The sequence below is a fragment of the Plantactinospora solaniradicis genome (genome assembly GCF_042658085.1).
GTDB lineage: Bacteria > Actinomycetota > Actinomycetes > Mycobacteriales > Micromonosporaceae > Plantactinospora > Plantactinospora solaniradicis.
Map to the genome: position 1 here is coordinate 480,119 of NZ_JBHSPR010000001.1, position 22,974 is coordinate 503,092.

17 protein-coding genes are annotated in these 22,974 nt (G+C 72.0%); 5 read left to right on the forward strand and 12 right to left on the reverse strand.

Going from position 1 to position 22,974, the window contains the following annotated elements:
• The first annotated feature begins 88 nt into the window (after positions 1–88).
• The 3 genes from ACFP2T_RS02170 (at position 89) to ACFP2T_RS02180 (ending at position 5,068) form a co-directional block, all read left to right on the forward strand.
• Positions 89–1,063 (forward strand): DNA primase, encoded by a 975-nt coding sequence (locus ACFP2T_RS02170; RefSeq protein WP_377416663.1) that lies wholly within the window; start codon positions 89–91, stop codon positions 1,061–1,063.
• A gap of 37 nt (positions 1,064–1,100) precedes the next feature.
• Positions 1,101–3,473, forward strand: a complete 2,373-nt coding sequence (locus ACFP2T_RS02175; RefSeq protein WP_377416665.1) for a transposase — start codon at positions 1,101–1,103, stop codon at positions 3,471–3,473.
• Between the two features lie 383 nt (positions 3,474–3,856).
• Positions 3,857–5,068 carry an ABC transporter substrate-binding protein gene (locus tag ACFP2T_RS02180; protein WP_377416667.1) on the forward strand — a complete coding sequence of 404 codons (1,212 nt, stop codon included), beginning with the start codon at positions 3,857–3,859 and terminating at the stop codon, positions 5,066–5,068.
• Between the two features lie 396 nt (positions 5,069–5,464).
• Here the strand turns inward: ACFP2T_RS02180 and ACFP2T_RS02185 are convergent, their stop codons facing one another.
• From ACFP2T_RS02185 to ACFP2T_RS02215, 7 genes are all read right to left on the reverse strand, one after another.
• A complete protein-coding gene (locus tag ACFP2T_RS02185; protein ID WP_203864376.1) occupies positions 5,465–6,052 on the reverse strand; it encodes a GTP-binding protein in 588 nt (195 codons plus the stop codon).
• 1 nt (position 6,053) lies between these two features.
• Positions 6,054–6,431, reverse strand: a complete 378-nt coding sequence (locus tag ACFP2T_RS02190) for a DUF742 domain-containing protein (RefSeq protein WP_192772060.1) — start codon at positions 6,429–6,431, stop codon at positions 6,054–6,056.
• Between the two features lie 106 nt (positions 6,432–6,537).
• Positions 6,538–6,942 (reverse strand): roadblock/LC7 domain-containing protein, encoded by a 405-nt coding sequence (locus ACFP2T_RS02195; protein WP_130465005.1) that lies wholly within the window; start codon positions 6,940–6,942, stop codon positions 6,538–6,540.
• Entirely contained in the window at positions 6,939–10,385 is a 3,447-nt protein-coding gene (locus tag ACFP2T_RS02200) for a sensor histidine kinase (protein WP_377416669.1), read from the reverse strand. Before ACFP2T_RS02200 ends, ACFP2T_RS02195 begins: the two co-directional genes overlap by 4 nt.
• Positions 10,386–10,919: 534 nt before the next feature.
• Positions 10,920–11,996, reverse strand: a complete 1,077-nt coding sequence (locus ACFP2T_RS02205) for an adenosine deaminase (RefSeq protein WP_377416671.1) — start codon at positions 11,994–11,996, stop codon at positions 10,920–10,922.
• Between the two features lie 68 nt (positions 11,997–12,064).
• Entirely contained in the window at positions 12,065–12,757 is a 693-nt protein-coding gene (locus ACFP2T_RS02210) for a response regulator (protein WP_377416673.1), read from the reverse strand.
• Entirely contained in the window at positions 12,754–14,007 is a 1,254-nt protein-coding gene (locus ACFP2T_RS02215; protein ID WP_377416675.1) for a sensor histidine kinase, read from the reverse strand. The genes ACFP2T_RS02210 and ACFP2T_RS02215 overlap by 4 nt, the downstream gene beginning before the upstream one ends.
• A gap of 202 nt (positions 14,008–14,209) precedes the next feature.
• Between ACFP2T_RS02215 and ACFP2T_RS02220 the strand changes: the two genes are divergently transcribed.
• A complete protein-coding gene (locus ACFP2T_RS02220) occupies positions 14,210–16,348 on the forward strand; it encodes an MMPL family transporter (protein ID WP_377416677.1) in 2,139 nt (712 codons plus the stop codon).
• Between the two features lie 65 nt (positions 16,349–16,413).
• Positions 16,414–17,298 (forward strand): putative RNA methyltransferase, encoded by an 885-nt coding sequence (locus ACFP2T_RS02225; protein WP_377416679.1) that lies wholly within the window; start codon positions 16,414–16,416, stop codon positions 17,296–17,298.
• 25 nt (positions 17,299–17,323) lie between these two features.
• Here ACFP2T_RS02225 and ACFP2T_RS02230 read toward each other — a convergent pair whose 3' ends face one another.
• The 5 genes from ACFP2T_RS02230 to ACFP2T_RS02250 form a co-directional block, all read right to left on the reverse strand.
• Entirely contained in the window at positions 17,324–18,004 is a 681-nt protein-coding gene (locus ACFP2T_RS02230) for a DUF4272 domain-containing protein (RefSeq protein WP_377416681.1), read from the reverse strand.
• A gap of 197 nt (positions 18,005–18,201) precedes the next feature.
• Complete coding sequence (locus ACFP2T_RS02235) at positions 18,202–19,482, reverse strand: thymidine phosphorylase (RefSeq protein WP_377416683.1); 1,281 nt, start codon at positions 19,480–19,482, stop codon at positions 18,202–18,204.
• A 195-nt stretch (positions 19,483–19,677) separates the two neighbouring features.
• Entirely contained in the window at positions 19,678–20,382 is a 705-nt protein-coding gene (locus ACFP2T_RS02240; protein ID WP_377417839.1) for a cytidine deaminase, read from the reverse strand.
• Positions 20,383–20,412: 30 nt separating this feature from the next.
• Positions 20,413–21,693, reverse strand: a complete 1,281-nt coding sequence (locus ACFP2T_RS02245) for an ABC transporter permease (protein ID WP_377416685.1) — start codon at positions 21,691–21,693, stop codon at positions 20,413–20,415.
• Positions 21,694–21,698: 5 nt separating this feature from the next.
• Entirely contained in the window at positions 21,699–22,940 is a 1,242-nt protein-coding gene (locus ACFP2T_RS02250) for an ABC transporter permease (protein ID WP_377417841.1), read from the reverse strand.
• Positions 22,941–22,974: the final 34 nt, after the last annotated feature.

Consider the following 22,974-nt stretch of genomic DNA (forward strand, 5'->3'; position numbering starts at 1 on the left):
GCCTACTAGGGTGTGTGCGCAGAGTCACCGATCCGCCGGCACCCTCGCCGCGTCGGGTGCCCCATATCGAGCGCACACGGAGGTCAGCGTGGCCCGCCAGTCGTCCCACCGGCCCGACACCGACGAGCCCGGCAACGAGCCCGCCGGAAGCGACGGGGCTGCCGACCCCGGGCAGACCGACGCCGAATCCCCGGAAACCGCCGCCGAAGGCGACACCGGCGACGCGACGGTCGGCACCGCCGACCGCTCGCTCTGGGAAGAGGTCCGGATCGATCCGGTGGAGATCGCGCTGCCCTCCGGCGCCGGCTTCACCCTGCGGACCTACCGCCAGTCCACCGCGCTGACCCCGACCGACATCGAGGACCGCGAGCAGGACGACCTCTTCGCCCACCGGTCCCGGCAGGCCGACGTCGACGACGAGGACGACGAGGACGGGCCCGTCGTGATCCTCGACGAGGAACTCGCCGAGCAGTTCGCCGACGAGGCAGACGAGGACGAATCGACCGACCGCAAGGGCGAGAAGGACAAGGACGCCGACGAGACCGACGCCGAGGCGGAGGCCGACGAGGACGAGGCCGAGGACGTGCCGGCGTTCCTCACCCACCGGGGCAAGCTCCTGCTGTTCAAGAGCCCTGAGGCGCTTGTCACATTCGTCCGGTCCGGCGCACCGCACGATCTGGACCAGTTGGACACCTGGGACCAGTTCGTGGAACGGGTCGAGCCGGCCGACATCGCACCCCTGGACGAGGACTCCTACGAGCTCGATCTCGTCGTGGAAAACCTTCGCGGCGGGCACGACGTATGGGACGCCACGCTCCTCATCGAGGCTGGTGAGGTGGCCCGCGACCTGGCGTACGCGCTTCGGCTCCCCGCCGTACTGGACATGTTGTCGCCCGGCTCCAGCCTGGACGATCTCGACGAGGCTCTCCGGGCTACCGTGAACGGCGGCCTGGGTGGTTTCCGGGGTCGGCGGCGGCTCAAGAAAATCGGGGCACAAACGGCAAGTCTCGGGTGGCGCACGATTATCGGCAAGATCTCTGCCGCCGTAGACTGGCGCGATTGACCCCTTACCAGGGAGCATCAGTCTTTGGCACACCCTTGTGTCTCGGGAGGAGGACGACGCCGTGGCGCTCGTGCGGGTGTACTGCGGTCTGGCCTCGGCGGATTCAGCGGGTCGGCCGGCTTCGGCCGCGACGACACTGACCTCTGCGGTGGTCGACGACGCAGGCAGGCTGCTCCATGTCTGCGAGATCACCGATGACCCTGCCGGCTACGCCCGGCTCGGTACGGTGCTCGTCGAACGGGGCAGCGGTCCGAGCGGCGTGGCCGTGGCGGCGGACAGCGACGACCACATGGTGACGTCGTTGCTGAGCGCGGCCGGCCGTCCACTGGCGATCGCGGACGACGACTCGGTCGACGACTTCGCCGAACGGTTCGCCGACGACGAGTCGTTGGAGGAGCGGGAGTCCGCCCCGGCCGAACGCCGTGCCGTCGGGCTCGCCCGCGCGTTGCAGGCCGGCGCGCTGTCCGCGGCCACCCTGCCCGCGCCGCGTGACCTCATCAGCTTCAAGCCGGTGCTCGCCGCGCACGCTGCGCTCGCCAACGGCCGGCACGCCGCCGCCGTGGCCCTGCGCGAGGTGCTACGCGAGCTCTACCCGGCCGCGCTGCGGGCCTACCCCGACCCGGCCGAGCCGGTGTCGCTCGCCGTCCTGGACGCGCTCCCCGAGCCCGGCATGCTGGGTGGCACCAGTGCGCGTGGCCGGGACACCTCGGTCGCCACCGACGCCATCGCCGCGCACCTCGCCGCGGATGGCGTCGCCGAGGCGGCCATCATCACCGAGGCCGTCACCGCGCTCCGGGTCGCCATCGCGGAGACGCCTCGGCGGGGCACCACCAGCAAGGCACTCACCTCCGCCGCGGCGGAGACCGTACGCCAGGCCGTGGCGGCCGTACGCGCCTGCGACGCCGGCTGCGACGCGCTGGTCGCCACCCTGTCCTCCCGGGCATCGACACCGAACCCGACCCGCCGAACCGGTCGACGGGCCGCACCCGTCGATCCGCCGACCGTGGTGCCGTCGTCCTCGGGGCTGCCTCCGGCTCCGCCCCCGTCCCGGGAGCCGCTGCCCAGCGGCGGCCGCCGGAACCGGCACCAGCCGGCAGCGGCCAGCGGCGCTCCGGTCACTCCCGCGCCGATGGGCCCGCCCCCGGTCGCGCCGGCACCGATCGCGCCACCGCCGATGGCCCCGCCGCCGGTCACCCCCGCCGCCGCGCCGCCGATGGCACCCGCCGCGACGCTCTCCATGCCGGTCGTGCCGGTCTCCGGCCCGCCCCGGGAGTCCCGATCGACGGCTCCCTCCTCCGCGCCGCCGGCCTACCACCACGACGCGCCGGCCAACCGACCGGTCTCCGCGCCGCCACCGCCGCCGCCCGGGATCACGCCCATGTCGTCGGGACGCGGGGCGATCCCGCCGGCCGAGGCGGGCGAACCGTTCCGGGCCACCCTCACCACCGCGGCGATCAACAACGCCCGGAACGAGCGGCAGCGACCCACGCCGATCACACCCCGACCGAAGACCAATGGGGACTCGCCGTCCCGCCAGGGGACGTTCTCCGCGGCCGGGCTCACCGTTCCGGTGCCGGCCGTCCGTCCCGAGCCGACCCCACCGCCGGGGTCCCGGGCGAACTGGCCACTGGTCAACTCCGGCGACGAGCAGGACGACCGGGCGGCCGGGCAAGCCCCGTCGGCGTACTCGGCGTACCACGGTGGCCCACCGACCGACCGGGACGCACCGGTCAGCCCGGCCCCCGCGGACGGGCGGGTGACCCCGCCGTGGCAGGCGGACGACCTGCCGCCGGAGCCACCGACGCTGCGGCTGGTCGAGCCCCCGCCGCTCGCCGACCGGGCGCTACACAACGGACTGCCCGCGGACAACCCGCCGCTACGACTGGTGGAACAGGGCAACGCGGCCCCGCCGGAGCCGGCTCCGCTGCCCCGCCGCAATGTCGAGGCCAGCGCGCCTCCGGTCTCCGACGAGGGCGACGGCGATCTGTTGATCTTCGCGGCCGCCCGGTCGGCCTGGTTCACCGGCCACTCCGACGAGGAGGAGGCCGCCGAGGTGGAGTGGTCGTCGACGGCCGACACCGGATGGCGGGCCGCCGAGCAGGCAGCTCGACCGTCGGTGGGCGCCTCGACCGGTGCCGGCCTGCCCAAGCGGGTGCCCCAGGCGAATCTGGTGCCCGGTTCTCCGCTGCGCGACGAGCGGCCGCTGCGGATCGTCCGGGACGCGGCGCGGATCGCCGAACACACCACCGGGTACTTCCGGGGCTGGCGACGCGGCCAGGAGATCGGCGGCTACGCCGTCGGCGGTCGTCCGGGCCGGGAGGCCGCTGGTGGCTGGGACTTCAGCCGGGACCCTGACGAGCGGGCCGAGAACCTGGACTACGAGTACCGCTCCGCGGGCTATCGCTCCTGACGGGCGTACGCCCGACTGTCGCGCTCGCCGAGGGAACCGGCGCCCCACGGGGTGGCTGGGCGTCTCGGCGGGCGCGATGACGCGTTCCGGGACGGGCGGGCGAGCACGCCCCACCGATTCCACCAGCGACGAACGGAAGCGGCCGACCGCGCGGCCGGCGGGTCCCGGCCGCCCCGGGTACGCGCGCGGGCCGACCGCCGGACGGATCAGCCCGGCCGTTCGGCCGAACCTGATCAACTGACCGGCCAGTCAGCCCCAGGCACACCCTGGCCTGCGTGTTTCTCACCACAGCCCCAAGAGTTGACGGCGGACCACGCCGGCCGCGACCATACCGGCGGAACCGTAGGCAACGCCCGTGAGCAGGGCACGAAGGGTGGCGACGGATGGCCGGACCGGCAGTCGAGGCGTGGACCCTGAGTCGACGTGGCCTCCTGGCGGCGGCGGCCACCACCCTGCTCGCCGCCTGCGGCCGGGACGAGGAGCAGACCGGGCCGTCCGGCTCCGGGACCAAGGAACTGGTGATCGGCGCCAGCCTCGAACTCAGCGGCGTCGGCAAGGCCCTGGGGGCGCAACAGGAACGCGCGCTACAGATCACGACCGCCACCCTCAACGAGGTGGGCGTGCCCGTCGGCAACCTCCGCCGCAACATCCGACTCGTCGTGCGGGACAACGCCAGCGACCCGCGCATCGCCGCCCGGCACACCGTCGAACTCGCCAGTCGCGACAACGTGCACGCGCTGATCGGGGGTTGCCTCGCCGAGACCTCGCTGGCGATCGCCCCCGTCGCACAGCAGCAGCAGTTGCCGTTCATCTCCTTCGCCAGCGCCGACAACATCACCGTTCCGCTGGCCCAGCGGACCTTCGTCTTCAAGCTGACCCCGGACGCCCGCGACGTGGCCCGGGCGCTGGCCCAGCTGATTCGCACGCAGCGGCACGAACGGGTCGGGCTGCTTGCCGCCAGTGGCGCCCACGGTGATTCGGGCGTACGGGCCGTCACAGCGGCTCTGACGGGTGTGAACAGCGATCTCGTCCGGACCGTCCGGCTGCCTCGCGCCGAGGACGCCGACCTCGGCCCCGCCGCGGAACGGATCGCCGCGAAGAACCCCGAGGCAGTCATCGTCTGGGCGACCGCGCCCTTCTCCGGCGCCGCCGCCCGGGCGCTGCGGAAGGCCGACTACACCGGACCGATCCTCTTCGACCCCGGCGCCGTCGCCGAGGAGACCCTCTCCGAGGAGAACATCCCGGCGGTCGAGGGGGCGTACGCCGTGCATCCGATCTCGCTGGGCGGCTCGTCACTGACGAACACCACCACCGCCGGGCTGGCCCGTCGGGACTTCGTCTACCGCTACGTCCACCAGCACGGCTCGTTCAGCGGTTTCGCCCCGTACGCCTCGGACGCGGTGCAGCTCGTCGTCAACGCCGCCCGGCTCGCGAAGAGCGTCGACCGGGGTCGGCTGCGGGCCTACCTGGGCAACCAGATCACCGAGGGTATCGCCGGGGCGTACTCGTTCGCACCGATCCGGCACGGCGGGATGGACGCGGACTCGCTCGGCATCTTCACGGTCTCCTCGGGTGCCTGGAGCCGGGTCTCCTGACCACCTGCTCCACCGCGCCGTACCGGGACCGGACGACCCGTTCGCGGGGTCCGTGGCCTCGACGGGTCGACTCTGGCCGCTGAACGAGAATGCGCCGCGGGTCGGGAAAGATGACCCGGAATGCGCCGCCGTCCGGAGCGAAGATCCCCAGCTGCGCCGACCGTCCGGAGCGGCGAACCGGAATGCGCGCGGATGGCGGCGTGGGATACGCCGCTCCACAGCCAGGTCGACACGACGACGCACGGGCCGGCAGCAGGCCGCCGGGGCCGGACCCGCACCAGGCCTCGGCTGCCGGATGAGATCGGGGCAGCCGGCAGCGCGACACGAACCGACGGCATCGCCCGACAGGAACGACACCGACGAGCGGCGTGCTCCCGCCGACCGACGTACGGTCGGTCAGGCGGGGGCGACGGCGCGTGAACGCCGCATCGTCAGCACGTACTCGACCAGCGAGATCAGCACGTGCTTGGTCGACTCCCGGTTCCGGGCATCGCAGGCCACGACCGGAACGTCGCTGGAGATGGCCAGCGCGTCCCGCACATCCTGCGGGTCGTGGTACTGCATACCGTCGAAGCAGTTGATCGCCACGAGGTACGGCAGCCGCCGATGCTCGAAGAAGTCGATGGCCGCGAAGCAGTCGGCCAATCGGCGGGTGTCCACGAGGACCACCGCCCCGATCGCCCCTCGCACCAGTTCGTCCCACATGAACCAGAACCGCGTCTGGCCCGGCGTGCCGAACAGGTACAGGATCAGGTCCCGGTCGATCGAGATTCGACCGAAGTCCATGGCGACCGTGGTGGTCGTCTTTCCCGGCACCTGGCGCGTGTCATCGACACCTACACCAGCCGACGTCATGATCGCCTCGGTGGTCAGCGGCGTGATCTCCGAGACCGAGCCGACCAGCGTCGTCTTGCCGACGCCAAAGCCACCGGCGATGACGATCTTCGCCGATGTCACGCGACCGGCCGTTGGGCGGTGCGACATGTCAGAGCCTGCGAAGTCCACTCAGCACCCTCTCCAGCAGTTCAGTGCCCACCGCGTCGTTTGAGTCGTCCAGAATTGTCGGTTCGTGCACCGCCACCATGCCATCGGCAGCCATGTCGGCGATCAGGACCCGAGCCACTCCGAGCGGCAACTGCATCCGCGCCGCGATCTCCGCGAGCGACTGCAGCCGACCATCACACAGCGCGGCGATGTATTGATGCTCCCGGCCCTGGCCGCCATTGCCGTTCCCGGCGGACCGACCGCGCACCGTCGTCTCGACGAGCGCTTCCAGGGCAATGTCGAGCCTCGGCCTGGTACGACCGCGGGTTACGGCGTATGGCCGCACCAGCGCGCCGGTCGGCTCGTCGCGTTCGGCCATCATCGCCGTTCACCCCCTTCTCGCCGTGCCCGAGACTCAAACCCTGGAGTTCGTCATTGTTCCATTGTCGTCGCACCGGCTGTCGTCTGGCGTCAGCCGGGTACCACTAGCTGAGCATTCCCGCGGCGGCCCGGGTCGGCGGCGTCAGCGCGTCACCTACCCGATCGACGAGGAGTGCCATTTCGTACCCCACCTGTCCGACGTCACAGCTGCGCGCGGCGAGTACCGCGAACGACGATCCGTCCGAGATGGACATCAGGAACAGAAAACCATTGTCCATCTCGACCACTGTCTGCAACACGGCGCCACCCTCGAAGCAGCGCGCCGCCCCCTGGGTGAGGCTGACCAGGCCGGACGCGATCGCGGCGAGCTGATCCGCCCGGTCGCGCGGAAGGTCTCGTGACGACGCCAGGAGCAGACCGTCCGCGGAAACGGCGATCGCGTGGGCGACGCCGGGCACACGATCGGCGAAGTTGGCCAGCAGCCAACCGAGATCCTGCGTAGATGTCATCCTTCATGCTCCTTCTGGCCGCTAGCGGCCGCGGGGCCCACATCGGCCTGCGGGGATTGCTGCCCTGCCGGAGTCGCCTCCGGGTTGGTCGACTGGTCGTCTGTGGGGTTCGTGCGGCCACGCTGCACCCCACGGTGGTACGCGGACAGGAGCCCACGTACCGCCTCCGGTGTACGACGCTGTGCCGAGATGGCTGGCTTCTCCACGGCTCCGGGCACCAACTGGGCCATCGGCACCCGCTTGGGGAGGCCGGTCTGAGTCGTTTCGGTGGCGGCCGGTGCCGTGGCGGCCGTGGTGGCCGCCATGGCCGCCCGCCAGCCGTCGTCGGCGGCCGTACGCCAGCCTCCCGGCGCCTCGGTCGGCCGCCCGCCGCCGTTGCCACCGGCCGGAGACCCACCCATGCCGGCGGGACCGGCGGGCGGATTCTGGCCGACGGACACCGGGTTGTTCACCATTGCCGCGTTACTCGTCGGTGAGGATGCGGCCTGGAGCGTCTCGGGGACAGCGGTGTCCACCGCGCCGGCCCGACTGGCCGGCTGGGTGGCCGTGGCGGCCCCCTGCGGACGTACGCCGGCTTCCTCCGGCGTACGCCGGGTCCGGAACCAGGCCGACTCCAGCTCGCGGAAGATCGGCAGTTCCATGGTCTCGTCGGCGAACTTCGGCCGGGCCTCCGCGTTGGCCGGAGCCTCGGCGGTCGCCCGGGCCATCCGGGGCAGTTCGGCGGTCATGTCCAGCGCGGCGGCCAACCGCTCGGGGACCGGCGGTGCGGCGGCCTCCCGGTCGGGCGTGTTCACCGGCGGCCACGCCGGCGGTGCCCCGGCGGGAGCCGGCGTCGGCGCGGGTGCGGGTGGCTGCGCAAGGGGGGCCGGTGGCGGCAACTGCGCCGGCGGCGGGACGGCCGCCGGCCCCGAGGGGCCACCGAACGGGGACGACCCCGGAGTGCGGAACGGGGAGGTCGACGCGGGCGGCGCGGAGACCGGTGGTACCGGTGGAGCGGACACCGGAGGTGGTGCGTTGAACCCGCCGGGCTGGGGGTCCGGTGTGGTCGGCCGCTGCCGGGGGATGGTGAAGCCCGACATCGTGTCGTTCGGCCCCAGCGCCTCGGCGTCCTGCTCCGAGGCCCGCCGCTGCGGCAGTGGCTCGATGTCGTGTCCGTTGGGGATCCGCGGGGTGAACGGGTCACCGCCGTTGAGCCCGGCCCGTGCCCCGGTCAGATCGGACCAGGCCGGCATTCCCCGCACCTCGCCGGGCGGAGGGCCGGAATGTCCGCCGCCGCCGTTGGTGGCCGGACTGAACGGCCGCCCCGTCGGCGCGATGTCGTGCTCGGCGGTGCGCGGTGCCGGCGCGGACGGACCGCTCTCCAGGGCCAGCGGGGCGCCGAACGCCGGGCGCTGGGGCGGGGCCGCCGGCTGCTGCGGCACGGGCGGCAGGCCTCCCGGCTGCTGCAGCCGGCCGGACAGCGCACGTGGGATCAGTACCGAGGTGGGCAGCGTGACGTCGGCGACGGTGCCCCGGTCGGACCCGGGCCGCAGTTCGACCTGGACCCCGTGCCGGGACGCCAGTCGGGCGACCACGACCAGACCCATCATCCGGGACACGGTCACGTCGACCGCAGGAGGCGTGGCGAGGCGCTCGTTGAGGTCCTGCAACTGCTCGGCGGTGATGCCGATGCCACGGTCCTCGACGTACAGCGTCGCACGGTCGCCCACCCGGCGGGCCTCCACCATCACCTGGGAGTCCGGCGGTGAGAAGGCGGTCGCGTTGTCGAACAGCTCCGCCACCAGGTGCACCAGGTCGTTGACGGCCTGCGCCTGGACCTCGATGTCCCGGTCGACCATGCCGAAGTCGATCCGGGTGTAGTGCTCGACCTCGGACTGGGCGGCCCGCAGCACGTCGATCAGTGCCGCCGGCTCGCGCTGCACACGGGTCGAGTCGGCACCGGCGAGCACCAGTAGGTTCTCGTCGTTCCGCCTCATTCGGGTGGCCAGGTGGTCGAGCTGGAACAGCTCGGCGAGCCGGTCCGGGTCCTCCTCGCCACGCTCCAGCCGGTCCAGGTGGCCGATCAGGCGGTCGACCAGGATCTGCGAACGACGGGCGAGGTTGACGAACATCGTCGCGACCGACGCCCGCAGCGCGGCCTGCTCCGCGGCGGTCCGGACCGCTTCGAGGTGGACCGCGTTGAACGCCTCGGTGACCTGGCCGAACTCGTCCTTGCTCCGGACCGGCAACGGCTCGGCGATCTGGTTGGCGACCTGCACGGGCGACATCTGCGCGGTGAACTGCGGGTCACGCAGCCGGGACACGGCGTGCGGCAGGCCGTGCTGCGCGATGGAGAGCGCACCGTGCCGCAGCTCCCGCAGTGAACGGGCCATCGAGCGGGCGACCAGGTAGGCGAAGAGGATGGCCACCAGCAGCATGCTGAGCAGCAGACCGGTCTCCAGGAAAACCTGCCGCTGCACGTCGCTGCGCAGCTTGCTGGCCTGGGCGAGTACGTCGGCGTCGAGCTTGACCTCGACCGCGCGGATGAGCCCGGCGTTGCCGACCATCGCGGCGTCCCAGTCATCGGCGTTGAAGTTCGCGTCCGACATGCTCTCGTCGGTCTTGCTCCGGATGTAGCCGCTGTAGCCGTCGACCTCGCGCTGGTCCGCACCGGCGACGGTCTGGTTGTAGAACTCGAACTCGGCGCGGCTGGCGACCGCCTGGAAGCTCTGCAACGCCTGCTGCTGGCCGGTCTCGGTCGCGATGTAGTCGGTCCGGAGCGCCGGGGTCAGCCGATTGTCGATCAGGGCGCGGTGCACCACGACCCGGCGCATCGACAGGAACTCCTTGCCGCGCGCGGTCAACGCGCCGGCCCGCATCCGGTCGCTCAGCGAGGTGTCGCCGGCCAGCTGCGAGGCGAGGTCGCGGATGTCCAGCAGTTCGTTGATCAGGCCCTCGTACTGCTGTACGGCGGTCGTGAGCTGAAGCTTGAGGTTGATGACCTGGCTGCGGAGTCCGGGCAGGTCGGCGAGGCTCTGGTCGATGCGGCCGAGCAGGGCGTCAAAGTTGGCCGGAAGCTCGTCGAGCTGGGCGCGGCGCTCGGAGTACGGGCCTTTGGCGCCGTCCACCCGCCCGTGCACCTTGTTGTACAGCTCCAGGTATTCCTTGCGTCGCGTGGCATTGGTCGTGCCGAGCAGCAGCACCGCGTTGGCCCGCTCGTCCTGGAGGTCGTGCACCAGTTGCCCGGACGCCTCGGAGAGGGTGGCCAGGGTATGGGCCCGATTGGCGTCATCCAGCGTTTCCATGTGGTCGACGATGCCGGTCGTGCCGACCACGACGACCGCGATCGTCGGCGCGATCATGATCAGACCGAGCTTCGACCAGATCGGCATGTCGCGTAGCCGACCGCCCGGCCAACGGAGACGCGACAGGAACGGGCTTGCTGTCTTCGGCCGCTTGCTCACGTCACCGCCTTCCCATCCAGCACCCCACCGATGGCTCAGGGCACCGCTGATCGACCGACCCGGGTGGGTCGGACCTCCGAGATTCCATCACGCCGCAACTCAAGAAGAAAGCCCAGGTTGTCGCCGACCGTAAGCGCAGCGGGAGGTTCCCGCGATTTGACAGCGGTCCGTCTTTCTGGAGTTACCCAGAGTAGTCACGCATCCTGTCCACACTCTTCCTGCGCACCAACCGTCCGAATCCGGAAAGTCGGTGCTCGGCCCCGAACCGGGGATCCCGCGCCGCAACGTATCGAACGTTACCGGAACGTGGAAACCCTACGCCCCCGCGCCGGGCGGGCGCGATCGGCTCCGGTGTCATCCGCGAGCCTGGCACTCCCACGGCGGACAAGACCATTGCCCGACCGGTCCGCTACGGCAAGGTCGAAGTGCCGGATTACGCGATCCGTGCGGACCGCCGGATGGCCGGCCGGACATCCGGGTCGACCGGCCCGGCAGTTTTCCCGACCGAAGAGATTCCCGACCGAGTCCGGAGAGTCAGGACAGGAGCTTGCCGTACGCCGGCTTGATCACCTCGTTGATGATGGCCAGCCGCTCGTCGAACGGGATGAACGCGCTCTTCATCGCGTTGATGGTGAACCACTGCAACTCGGCGTAGCCGTAGCCGAACGCCTCGACCAGCAGCGCCATCTCCCGGGACATCGAGGTCCCGCTCATCAGCCGGTTGTCGGTGTTGACGGTGACCCGGAAGCGCAGGTCGCGCAGCAGCCCGATGGGATGCTCCACGATCGAGGGGGCCGCACCGGTCTGCACGTTGGACGACGGACAGAGTTCGAGCGGGATGCGCTTGTCCCGGACGTACGCGGCGAGCCGGCCGAGCACCGGCCGGGCCCCCGGGATGATGTCGTCGACGATCCGTACGCCGTGCCCGAGCCGGTCCGCACCGCACCACTGGATCGCCTGCCAGATCGAGGGCAGGCCGAACGCCTCGCCGGCGTGGATGGTGAAGTGGAAGTTCTCCCGTTGGAGGTACTCGAACGCGTCCAGGTGCCGGGTGGGTGGGAATCCCGCCTCCGCCCCGGCGATGTCGAAGCCCACCACCCCGGTGTCCCGGTGCCGTACCGCGAGTTCGGCGATCTCCTGCGAGCGCGCGGCGTGCCGCATGGCGGTGAGCAGCGTACCGATCCGGATCGGTCGTCCGGCCGAGGCCGCCTCGGCCGCCCCCTCGGCGAAGCCGACCAGCACCGCCTCGACCACCTCGTCGAGGCGCAGACCCCGCTCCAGATGCTGCTCCGGGGCGAACCGGACCTCGGCGTACACCACGCCGTCCTCGGCCAGGTCGAGCGCGCACTCGGCGGCGACCCGGCGCAGCCCCTCGATCGTCTGCATCACGGCGACGGTGTGCGCGAACGTCTCCAGGTAGCGTTCCAGCGATCCGGAGTCGGCCGCGGCCACGAACCAGCGACCGAGTTCGGTGGGATCGGTGGTGGGTAACGGATGCCCCACCGCGTCGGCCAGCTCGACGACCGTCGCCGGGCGCAGCCCGCCGTCGAGGTGGTCGTGGAGTAACGCCTTCGGAACTTTGACGATGTCTTCGTAGCCGATTGCCGCCATGAACCGACATTAGTGGCCCGGCCACCGCCCCTCCCGGTGACCCGGCCGTGACGAGGCCGGCGCCACGTTCAGGGCCTCGGCACCCCTCGCACGGGTGCCTCGCCCGGCCGGACCAGACCCGTCTCGTACGCGAGGATCACGGCCTGTACCCGGTCGCGCAGTTCTAGCTTGGCCATGATCCGCTTCAGGTGGGTCTTCACGGTCGACTCCTCGACCACCAGCGTCGCCGCGATCTCGGCGTTGGCCAGGCCACGGGCGACGAGTCCCAGCACCTCCCGCTCGCGTGGGGTGAGCGAGTGCAGTCGCCGGCCACGGGCCGGATCGGGCTGCGGAGAACGCGCCATCCGCTCGATCACCGTACGGGTCACCGAGGGCGAGAGCAGCGAGTCGCCCTCGGCGACCGCGTGGATGGCGGCGATCAGTTGCTCGGGGCGGGTGCGTTTGAGCAGGAAACCCGACGCGCCCGCGTGCAGCGCGCCGAAGATGTAGTCCTCGTCCTCGAACGTGGTGAGGATCAGGATCCGGGCCTGCGACGCGGTGGCGGTGATCTCCCTGGTCGCGGCGATCCCGTCCAGACGCGGCATCCGGACGTCCATCAGCACCACGTCCGGCCTGGCGTCCCGGACCCGCGCCACGGCCTGCGCGCCGTCCGCGGCCTCGTCCACCACATGGATCGTCTCGTCGCTGGAGAGCACGGCCCGCAGACCGGCCCGCATCAGGTCGTCGTCGTCGACGATCAGCACCCGCAGCGGTGCCGTCACGGCGCCCGCTCCGACCCGGCCGGCGGGGGCCGACCGGTCGCCGCGACATCGGCGGGCCACTCCACCGGATCATCCGCCCGCATCAGCGAATGGTACGGAAGCCGGGCGTGCAGCCGGAACGTTCCCCCGCCATCGGCGGTGTCCAGGCTGCCGCCGAGCAGGGTGGCCCGCTCCCGCATTCCGACGATGCCGTGCCCACCGGCCACGGGCGCCCCGCCCCCGCCGTCCCGGGCCACCGGATTCGCCACGGTGATCTCCATCGCCTCGTCGCCGAAGAGCATCCCGACCTCGGCACTCCCCCGACCGTGCCGGGCCGCGTTGGTCAACGCCTCCTGCAGGATCCGGTACGCCGACCAGGCGACACTCGGCGGCAACGCCCGGCGTACCCCTCGTTCGGTGGCCACGATCCGCAGCCCGCTCTCCTCGTGCCGGGCGAGCAGTTCGTCGAGCGCGGCCGGACCGGCGGGCACGCCCAACTCGGCGGTCCCGTCGTCGCGCAGCGCCCGGACCAGCCGGTCGATCTCGCCGATCAGCCCCCGGGCCACCTCCTCGACGGTGCCGATCGCCTGCCGGGAACGCTCCGGGTCCCGCTGGTGCAGCAGCCGGGCGGCACCGGCCTGGACCAGGATCACGTTGATCGCGTGGCCGGCGGAGTCGTGCAGGTCCCGGGCGATCCGGGCCCGTTCCTGCACGGCGGCCAGGGTCCGTTCCCGCAGCATCTCGCGTTCGGCCCGCCGGGCCTGCTCCTCCAGCGCGCCGATCCGTTCCTGACGCAGCCGGATACGGTCTCCGACCAGCCACAGCGACACGAAGATCGCCCCGGTGGTGACCATCTCGGTGCCGATCCCGGCCAACCGGACCCCGAGCACGGCGTACAGCACCGTCATCGAGGGCACGAACGCCGCCACCGCGAGCAGCGCGACCCAGCGCCGTACCGGCCGGCGGTCCCCGCCGTGGGCCACCGCGACGGAGTAGGCGGCGACCGCCGTACCGATCGCCAGGTCGAGCGTGTAGCCGAACGCCAGCAGCACCAGGCTGGCCGTCGCGGTGGCCAGGTAGACCGCGAGCGGCCACCGGCGGCGGGCCACGAGCGGCAGGGTGGCCGCGGCGGCGAGCAGCACGCCGAGCAGGTCCAGCCGGCGGTCGTCCGGGGTCGCGGCACCCAGCCCACCGTCGGCCAGGATCGCGAGGGTGAGCCAGAAGACCAGTCCGGCCACGCCCACGTCGATCGCCACATCCCGCCGCCGCATACGACGGACGGTATCCGGTAGGGCGGCGCGGCCGGATCACCCCACGGGAGCAGTCCGGCTACCCCGCCGGGGGTACGCCCGGATCGCCCCGCCGGGTGTTCCGGCGAAGTGTCCGTTCTTCCTAGCCTCGGCCCGGAAACGGTCGTGGCCGCGCCTAGCGCGCCGGTCACGACCCAGGAACGGCTCTGGAGGACGGACAGCCATGGTGGAGTTACACCCACCCCGCACCACGACGCGACCCAGCGGGTTCGAACGGCTCGCCGGCTGGTCGTACCGGCACCGGCGCTGGGCACTGGTGCTCTGGGTCGTGGTGCTCGGGGCCGTCACGGTCGCGGCCCAGGGCGTCGGCGACGCGTACCGCAACGACTTCTCGCTGCCGGGTACGGAGTCGCAACGGACCCTGGACACGCTCCGGGAACGGGCCCCGGCCCGAGCCGGCGAGACCGTGCAGGTCGTGCTCTCCGACCCCGCCGGGCTGACCCCGGCACCGACCCGGACCCGGGTGGACGGACTGCTGGACCGGATCGGCGCGCTGCCGCACGTGGCGGACGTCCGCAGCCCGTACGAGGACGAGGGCGCGATCTCCCGCGACGGGACGATCGGCTACGCCACGGTCACCCTGGACGGGACGACCGAGGAGGTGCCGGCCGAAGCCGTCCGGGAGCTCGTCGACACCGCCCTGGCGGCCCAGGAGGGCGATCTGCGGGTCGAGGTGGGCGGCGACCCGGTCCGCGAGGTCCAGGAGGACGAGGGCGGGCCCGCGGAGGGCATCGGCATGCTCGCCGCGCTGATCATCCTGGTGCTGCTGTTCCGGTCGCTGCTCGCCGCGAGCCTTCCGCTGGTGATCGCGATCTTCGCCGTCGGCGCCGCGATCGGGCTGATCACGATCGCCTCACACGTGGCGACCGTGGCCGATTTCACCGTGCCGTTGATGATCCTGGTCGGACTGGGTGTCGGCATCGACTACGCGCTGCTGGTCTTCTCCCGGTTCCGGGCCGAACTGATCGCCGGCGCCGAGCCCGAGGCGGCCACCCGCCGGGCGATGGACACCGCCGGCCGGACCGTCCTGTTCGCCGGTTGCACCGTGATCATCGCACTGCTCGGGCTGGTCACCCTCGGCCTCGGCTCGCTACAGGGCGTCGCCGTCGCGATCGCGCTCACCGTGCTGGCCACCATGCTCGCGTCGCTGACCCTGCTGCCCGCCCTGCTCGGAATGCTCGGTCACCGCGTCGAACGGGCCGTACGGCGCCGGGCCGAGCGGCCGGACCGGGCCGCCGAGGGGACCGCCTGGCGTCGCTGGGCGACGCTGGTGCGGCGGCACCGCTGGCCGGCCCTGCTGATTCCGGTCGCCGCGCTGCTCGCCCTCGCCGCTCCCGCGCTGGACCTCCGGCTGGGCTTCGCCGACGCCGGCAACGACTCCGCGGCGAAAACCAGCCGCCAGGCGTACGACCTGCTGGCCGAGGGCTTCGGCCCCGGGTTCAACGGTCCGCTGGTGGTGGTCGTGGAGGGCGGCCAGCCGGCGGCCGAGGCCGCGCACCGAACCCTGGCAAGCACCCCGGGGGTGGCCACCGCCGTGCCACCCGTCCCGGTGTCGGCGGACCTGTCGACGATGATCGTCTTCCCGGACACCAAACCGCAGGCCGCCGAGACCGCCGAGCTGGTCACCCGGCTCCGGCAGGAGGTGCTGCCCCCGGTGGCCCGGGACACCGGCGCGACGTTCCTGGTCGGTGGCTCCACCGCGGCAGCGGAGGACTTCGCCGACGCCGTCGCCGGCCGGCTGCCGCTGTTCGTCGCGATCGTGGTCGGGCTCTCCGCGCTGCTCCTGATGGTGGTGTTCCGCTCGCTGCTCATCCCGGTCAAGGCCGCGGTGCTGAACCTGCTCAGCGTCGCGGCGTCGATGGGCGTGATCACCGCGGTCTTCCAGCACGGCGCACTGGGCGTCCAACCCGGCCCGATCGAGGCGTACGTGCCAGTGATGATCTTCGCGATCGTGTTCGGCCTCTCGATGGACTACGAGGTGTTCCTGCTGGCCAGGATGCACGAGGAGTGGGAACGCGACCGGGACGCCGCGCTGGCCGTCCGGGAGGGCCTGGCCAGCACCGGCCGGGTGGTGACCGCCGCGGCGGCCATCATGATCGTGGTCTTCGGCGCCTTCCTGCTCAGTCCGGACCGGATGCTCCAGCAGTTCGGCCTGGGACTCGCGGTGGCGATCCTGCTCGACGCGCTCGTCATCCGCTGCCTCATCCTGCCGGCGGCGATGGGGGTACTCGGGCCCCGGGCGTGGTGGCTGCCGGCCCGGCTCGACCGCTGGCTCCCCCGCGCCCCGCTCGAACGCGGCTGACCCGACCACGCCGCAACGCGGCTGAGCCCCACCGGCTGCCCACCGCCGCCCACTATCGTGGCCAGGTGCTCGCCGAGATCCTCCGTCGCCTCCGCTGCCCGGTCTGTACCCGCCCGCTGGCCGAGGTACCGACCGGGCGGCCGGCCATGGACAGGACCCCGGCGACATCCGCACTACGCTGCCCGGTCGGCCACAACTTCGACCTGGCCCGGCAGGGCTACGTCAATCTGACGACGGGCCGGGTCCCGCACTCCGGAGACACGCCGGCGATGGTGGCCGCCCGGGACGAATTCCTCGGCGCCGGCCACTACGACCTCATCTCGACCGCGCTCGCCCGGCTCGCCACGGCGTCGGCCGGGGACGGGCCGGCGACGTACCCGGAACTGGTGGTGGACGCCGGAGCCGGCACCGGCCGACACCTCGGCGCGGTGCTCGACGCCCTGCCCGGAGCCACCGGGCTGGCCCTGGACGTGTCGAAGCCGGCGCTGCGCCGGGCGGCCCGGGCCCATCCCCGGGCCGGGGCGGCGCTCTGCGACACCTGGCAGGGGCTGCCGCTGGTCGACGGGGCCGCCGGCCTGCTGCTCAACGTCTTCGCCCCGCGCAACGGTGGAGAGTTCCGCCGGGTACTGCGACCGGACGGCGCGCTGCTGGTGGTCACCCCGGACGCCGACCACCTCGGCGAACTCGTCGAACGGCTCGGCCTGCTCCGGGTGGACCCGGCGAAGGAGGCCCGGGTCGCCGGCAGCCTGGCCGAGCACTTCACCGCAACGGACACCACAGTGCACCGCCGGACGCTCCGACTCACCCGGGGCGAGGTCCGCACCCTGGTCGGCATGGGCCCCAGCGCCTGGCACACCGACGCCGCCCGCCGCGACGAACGGATCGACGCACTCCCCGAGCCAATCCCGGTCACCGCCGCAGTACGAGTAACCGCCCACCGTCCCCGCTAGACCGAACCAAGCGGTCCCGCAGGTCTCAGGTGGACAGATCGATCTCCTCCCACCCAGCCGGCGCGTCGTGGAACGGCCCCCGGAAGACCACCGCCCACTCCAAAGCCCAGCGCCGCTGACCGATCGCATTGCTGTCGATCAACCCGGGCAGCCGCATTCCCTCGCGTTCCGCCTCCAGGTAACCCCAGTCCAGGCAGTAGTAGAAGTCGAGAACGGCGGCGACCTCCGCCGCGTCCCGGGGCGCCGCGAGGGTACGCGAGCGCCAGGCGGAGAAGGTCTCTCCCGCCGGCAGGTTGGGCAACTGTTCCATCAGCCGGTCGTCGCTCGGCGCCGTCGGATCGAGGTGCCGACTCAGCCCGAGCACCCAGGCCAACGCGAACACCGCGTCGTGGTGGAGCACGAACGACCGGTGGTCGCCCCCACTCCCCATCACGAACTGCCACTCCGGCGGAGTGACCGCCTCGACCAGGTGCGAGCCGAGCAGCCAGCTCATCCCCGCCTGGGGCGGCATCCCGAAACACCGCGCCAGCACCAGGTGCAGTACGGCGGTACGGGCCTCGATCTCGGCGGTCGGGCGCAACTCGACGGTGTCGCCCGGCTCCCAGACCAGCGGAAACTGGGCCGGGGGCACTGGCAACCCCAACCGGCCCAGTTCGTCCAGGTTGAGGGCGCGGACCGCCTGAGGGTCGGGAGCGGGTACGGTCACAGCCTTGTTTCCCGTCGCGTCGCAGTCGCCTCGGACGCACCAGGCGCCCACGAGCACGGGTGATGCTCGGTCGACTCGACCCAGCACCCGTGGTTTCCCCCCGGCGACGCAGAATAGCCGGTTACGAGCCCGCACACCATGACGTCCGACCTGCCCGCCGACCAACCCGAGCCGTCGTACGCCCCCGACGGCATCGCCTACTCGATCCGGTCGATCACCAACGCCGGTACGGAAGGACGGTCAGTCGAGATCGACACCGCGTCGGCGGCGCTGGACCGGGCCGCCGGGATCCGCTCCGGGTCCTCGGCACGGAGCTCGTAGAGCGGGTCGCCGGCCCGGACCTGATCTCCCGGCTTCCGGTGCAGCACCACGCCGGCCGGGGCACTGACCGGGTCTTCCTTGCGGGCCCGGCCCGCGCCGAGCCGCCACGCCGCCACGCCGATGGCGTACGCGTCGATGCCCGAGACGAAGCCGTCCCGTTCGGCCCGGACGACCTCCACCTCCGGGGCGACCGGCGCCGGGGCGTCCGGATCTCCTCCCTGGGCGCTCACCATGGCCCGCCAGACGTCCATGGCCCGGCCGTCCCGGAGCGCCCGCTCCGGATCGGCGTCCGGCAACCCGGCCGCGGTGAGCATCTCCCGGGCCAACGCGAGGGTCAGCTCCACCACGTCGGCGGGGCCGCCGCCGGCCAGCACCTCGACCGACTCGGCGACCTCGACCGCGTTGCCGACGGTCAGGCCGAGCGGCGTGGACATGTCGGTGAGCAGGGCCACCGTCCGTACCCCGTGCGCACCGCCCAACTCCACCATGGTCCGAGCCAGCTCCCGGGCGTCCGCCTCCGACTTCATGAACGCGCCCGAACCGACCTTCACGTCCAGCACCAGCGCCCCGGTACCCTCGGCGATCTTCTTGCTCATGATCGAACTGGCGATCAGCGGAATCGCCTCCACCGTGCCGGTGACGTCGCGCAGCGCGTACAGCTTGCGGTCGGCCGGTGCCAGCCGCTCACCCGCCGCACAGATCACCGCACCGACCTCACCCAACTGCGCGATGAACTCGTCGCCCGACAGTGCCGCCCGCCACCCCGGGATCGACTCCAGCTTGTCCAGGGTCCCCCCGGTGTGCCCCAGCCCCCGCCCGGAGAGCTGCGGTACGGCGGCCCCACACGCCGCCACCAGCGGAGTCAACGGAAGCGTGATCTTGTCACCGACGCCGCCCGTCGAGTGCTTGTCGACGGTCGGCCGACGTATCCCGGACAGGTCCAGCCGGTCCCCGCTGGCGATCATCGCGGCCGTCCACCGGGCGATCTCCCCCGGGTTCATCCCGCGCAGCAGGATCGCCATCGCCAGCGCCGACATCTGCTCGTCGGCGACCCGCCCCCGGGTGTACCCGTCGACCACCCAGTCGATCTGCTCGTCGGAGAGCACCCCGCCATCCCGCTTGGTCCGGATCACGTCGATCGCGGCGAACCCACTCACAGACTTCCTCTTCCTCACGGTTGTACCCACGACACCGCACCGACCGACGGCCGGCACCACGCAAGGCCGGGGCCTGCCGTGCCCGGCGCAGGGATCAAGCCTGACCGCCCGGAGCCGGGCACGGCAGGCCCCGGCAACCCCCGCGCACGCCGAACCCACCACAGGCCCCGCCCACGACGGACATGGGCAGAACCCTCAGCCCTCCCACCGAAGCGGAATCTCCAACGGCGGCTCACCCTCACCAGCCCAGAAAATCGACCCGGCCGCGTCGACCACCACCACCCGAGGCGTACGGGCCTGTCCCCAGGTCACCGCATCCGCCGGATCGGCCCAGGTCGGCGCCTCCTCCAGTACGCCCGTCGGCGCACCGTCCGAGTCTCCGGCGGACTTCTCCCAGTACCCGGTCCACACCTGCTGCCCGCCCGACACGTCAGGGTGCAGGAACACCGTCCCCCGCCCCCGCCAGACGGCGAGTTCCTCGGGTACCGCCGGCAGCTTCGTCGTACCGGCGATCGCCTCCAGGTCGTCCGGTCCGAACGCGTGCGGCAGCAGCTCGGCCATCCGCAGCGCGACGGGATCCGCCTCGACCAGCATCTCCGGCCCGCCGTGCTCCCAGAGCAGTTGCCGGCAGCGCCCGCACGGCATCAACGGCTCACCGGTGGCGCCGACGCACGACATCGCGACCAGCTTCCCGCCACCGGACGCGTGCAGCGCCGAGACCAGCCCACACTCCGCGCAGAGCGTCACGCCGTACGACGCGTTCTCCACGTTGCAGCCGACCACCACCCGACCGTCGTCGACCAGTGCCGCCGCTCCGACCGGAAAGTTCGAGTATGGCGCGTACGCGTGGCGCATCGCGTCGGTCGCGGCGGCCCGCAGACCAGCCCAGTCAATTTCCATCGTCACGCCCCCATCCTGCCCCGCCGCTGGTCAGCCCTTGATGTAGGGCTTACCGTCGGCGGCCGGCGCGCGTACCTTGCCGACGAGGCCGGCCACGGCCAGCAGCGTGGCGAGGTACGGCAGCATCGCCAGGAACTCGCTCGGGATGCTGCTGTTGATCGCGCTGAGATAGGTGCCGAGCTGGTCGGCGAACCCGAAGAAGAGCGCGGCCAACAGCGCACCGGTGGGACTCCACCGCCCGAAGATCAGCGCCGCCAGCGCGATGAAGCCCTTTCCACCGATCATGTTCTTGCTGAACGTGTACAGCGCCAGCGTGTAGGACGCGCCGCCCACCCCGGCCACCATCCCGGCGAGCAGCACATTCCGGTAGCGCACCGCGAGGACCTTGACCCCGAGGGTGTCGGCGGCGGTCGGGTGTTCACCCACGGCACGGGTCCGCAGTCCCCACCGGGTCCGGAACAGCGCGACGTGGATGACCAGCACCAGGATCAGCGCCAGGTACAGGAAGATGTTGCCCCGGAACAGCGCCGGGCCGAGCACCGGGATGTCGGAGAGCACCGGGATCGGCCACGCCTCGAACCGGGGCGGCTGGTTGTACTTCGCCGCGTCGGTCTGCATCAGCCGCTCGTAGAGGAACCCGGTCAGTCCGAGCGCGAGCAGGTTGAGCACGATCCCCATCACCACCTGGTCGACCAGGTAGCGGATGGTGAAGACCGCGAGCAGCAGCGAGATCAGCGCCCCGCCGAAGGCCGCCGCGACCAGCCCGATCCAGGCGCTGGCGGCGAGCGTGCCGACCAGGGCGCCGAAGAAGGCGCCCATCAGCAGTTGCCCCTCGATCGCGACGTTCACCACACCGGACCGCTCGCAGAGCACCCCGGCGAGAGCGCCGAAGATCAGTGGTAGGGCGAGGATGAAGGTGCCTCGGATGATGTTGACCAGCGGCATGAAGTTCTGCCCGTCCGGCGCCGCCGACACCTGCCAGCAGAGGAAGGAGAGCACGACCCCGACCACCGCCACCCCGAGCAGCGGGACGAACCAGCGGCGGGCGAGCCGGCCGGTCAGCAGGACCGCTCCGGCGGCCGCCGCGACCAGCCCGAACAGGATCGCCCCGACGGTGCCGTTGATGGCCAGTGCCGCGCCGCCGGCGTCCTCGCTGAGCGTGAACCGCGCGTCCGCGCCGGTGGCGAGCGCCCCGAAGAACGCCGCCGCGAGCAGCCCGAGCAGCAGCGCGCCGACACCGACCCTGCGGTCCCGGGTCCAGAAACCCTGTCGTACGACGACCGCGACGTCCTCGACAACCATGGTGGACATCTGGTCTACCAGCCCTTCGCCATGCTCGTCCCCAGCCGGGCGGCCCGGGCGGCCCGGAGCCCGAAGATCGCCTTCACCAGTGCCGGTGCGGCGATGAAGATGACGATCAGCGCCTGCAACACCGTGACCAACTCCAGCGAGATGCTGGCGTACGACTGCATCCGGTTGCCACCGGCCTGTAGCGCGCCGAAGAGCAGGGCGGCCAGCGCGACTCCCCACGGTTTCACCCGGCCGAGCAGCGCCACCAGGATGCCGTCGAACCCGATCTGGGCGATCACCAGCGGGGTGAGCGCGGTGGCCGTGGTGCCGAGCACCATGTTCGCACCGCCGAGGCCGGACAACGCGCCCGCGATCACCATGACCAGGGTGTACGTCCGACCGACACTGATCCCGGCGGTCCGGGCGGCGTCGGGGTTGGCACCGACGGCTCGCAGCTCGAAGCCGAAGGTGGAGCGGTTGAGCAGCCAGGCGACGCCCCAGGTGACCAGCACCGCGAGCAGGATGCCGAGGTGTACCCGCAGGTCGCTGCCGAGCAGCCGGGGAAGTTGGGCCGAGGAGTCGACCGGCCGGCTGATCGAGTCGGTGCGCTCGGGGTCGTGTACGCCGCCCTGCACGATGATCCAGGCCAGGAAGGAGATCGCGACGTAGTTGAGCATGATCGTGGTGATCACCTCGTGTGCGCCGGTCCGGGCCTTCAGGATGCCTGGCACGAAGCCCCAGACACCCCCGCCGACCGCTCCGGCGAGGATCGCCACGATCAGGTGCAGCACCGGCGGCAGCGGGAGCAGGAAGCCGGCCAGCGCGGCCAGGATCACCCCGAGGGTCGCCTGACCCTGCGCACCGATGTTGAACAGGCCGCCCCGGAAGGCCAGGGAGACCGCCAGACCGGTGAAGACCAGTGGGGTGGTGTAGGTCAGCGTCTCCGAGATCGGTGCGAAGACCGGCTGCCACCCGTTGGTTCCGTTGATCCACCCGCTCACCGCGGCCGGGTCGACGACCGCGCCCTTGAACAGGTTCGCGTACGCGTCGCTGACCACCGCCCAACTGGAGTTGAGCGCGTCGGTCGGCTTGGCGGTGATGTACCCGTAGGTGGCGAGCACGTCCGGATCGGAGACGATGATCAGCACCGCGCCGATCAGGCTCGCCAGCACGATCGCGAGCACCGTGACCGTGACGGTGTTGGCCGACCACAGGTTACGGACGAAGAGCCGGAGCAGCAGCGGTCCGCCACCGTCGCGGTCGGTCAGCCCCGCGCCACCGTCGCCCGACGGGGTACCGCCG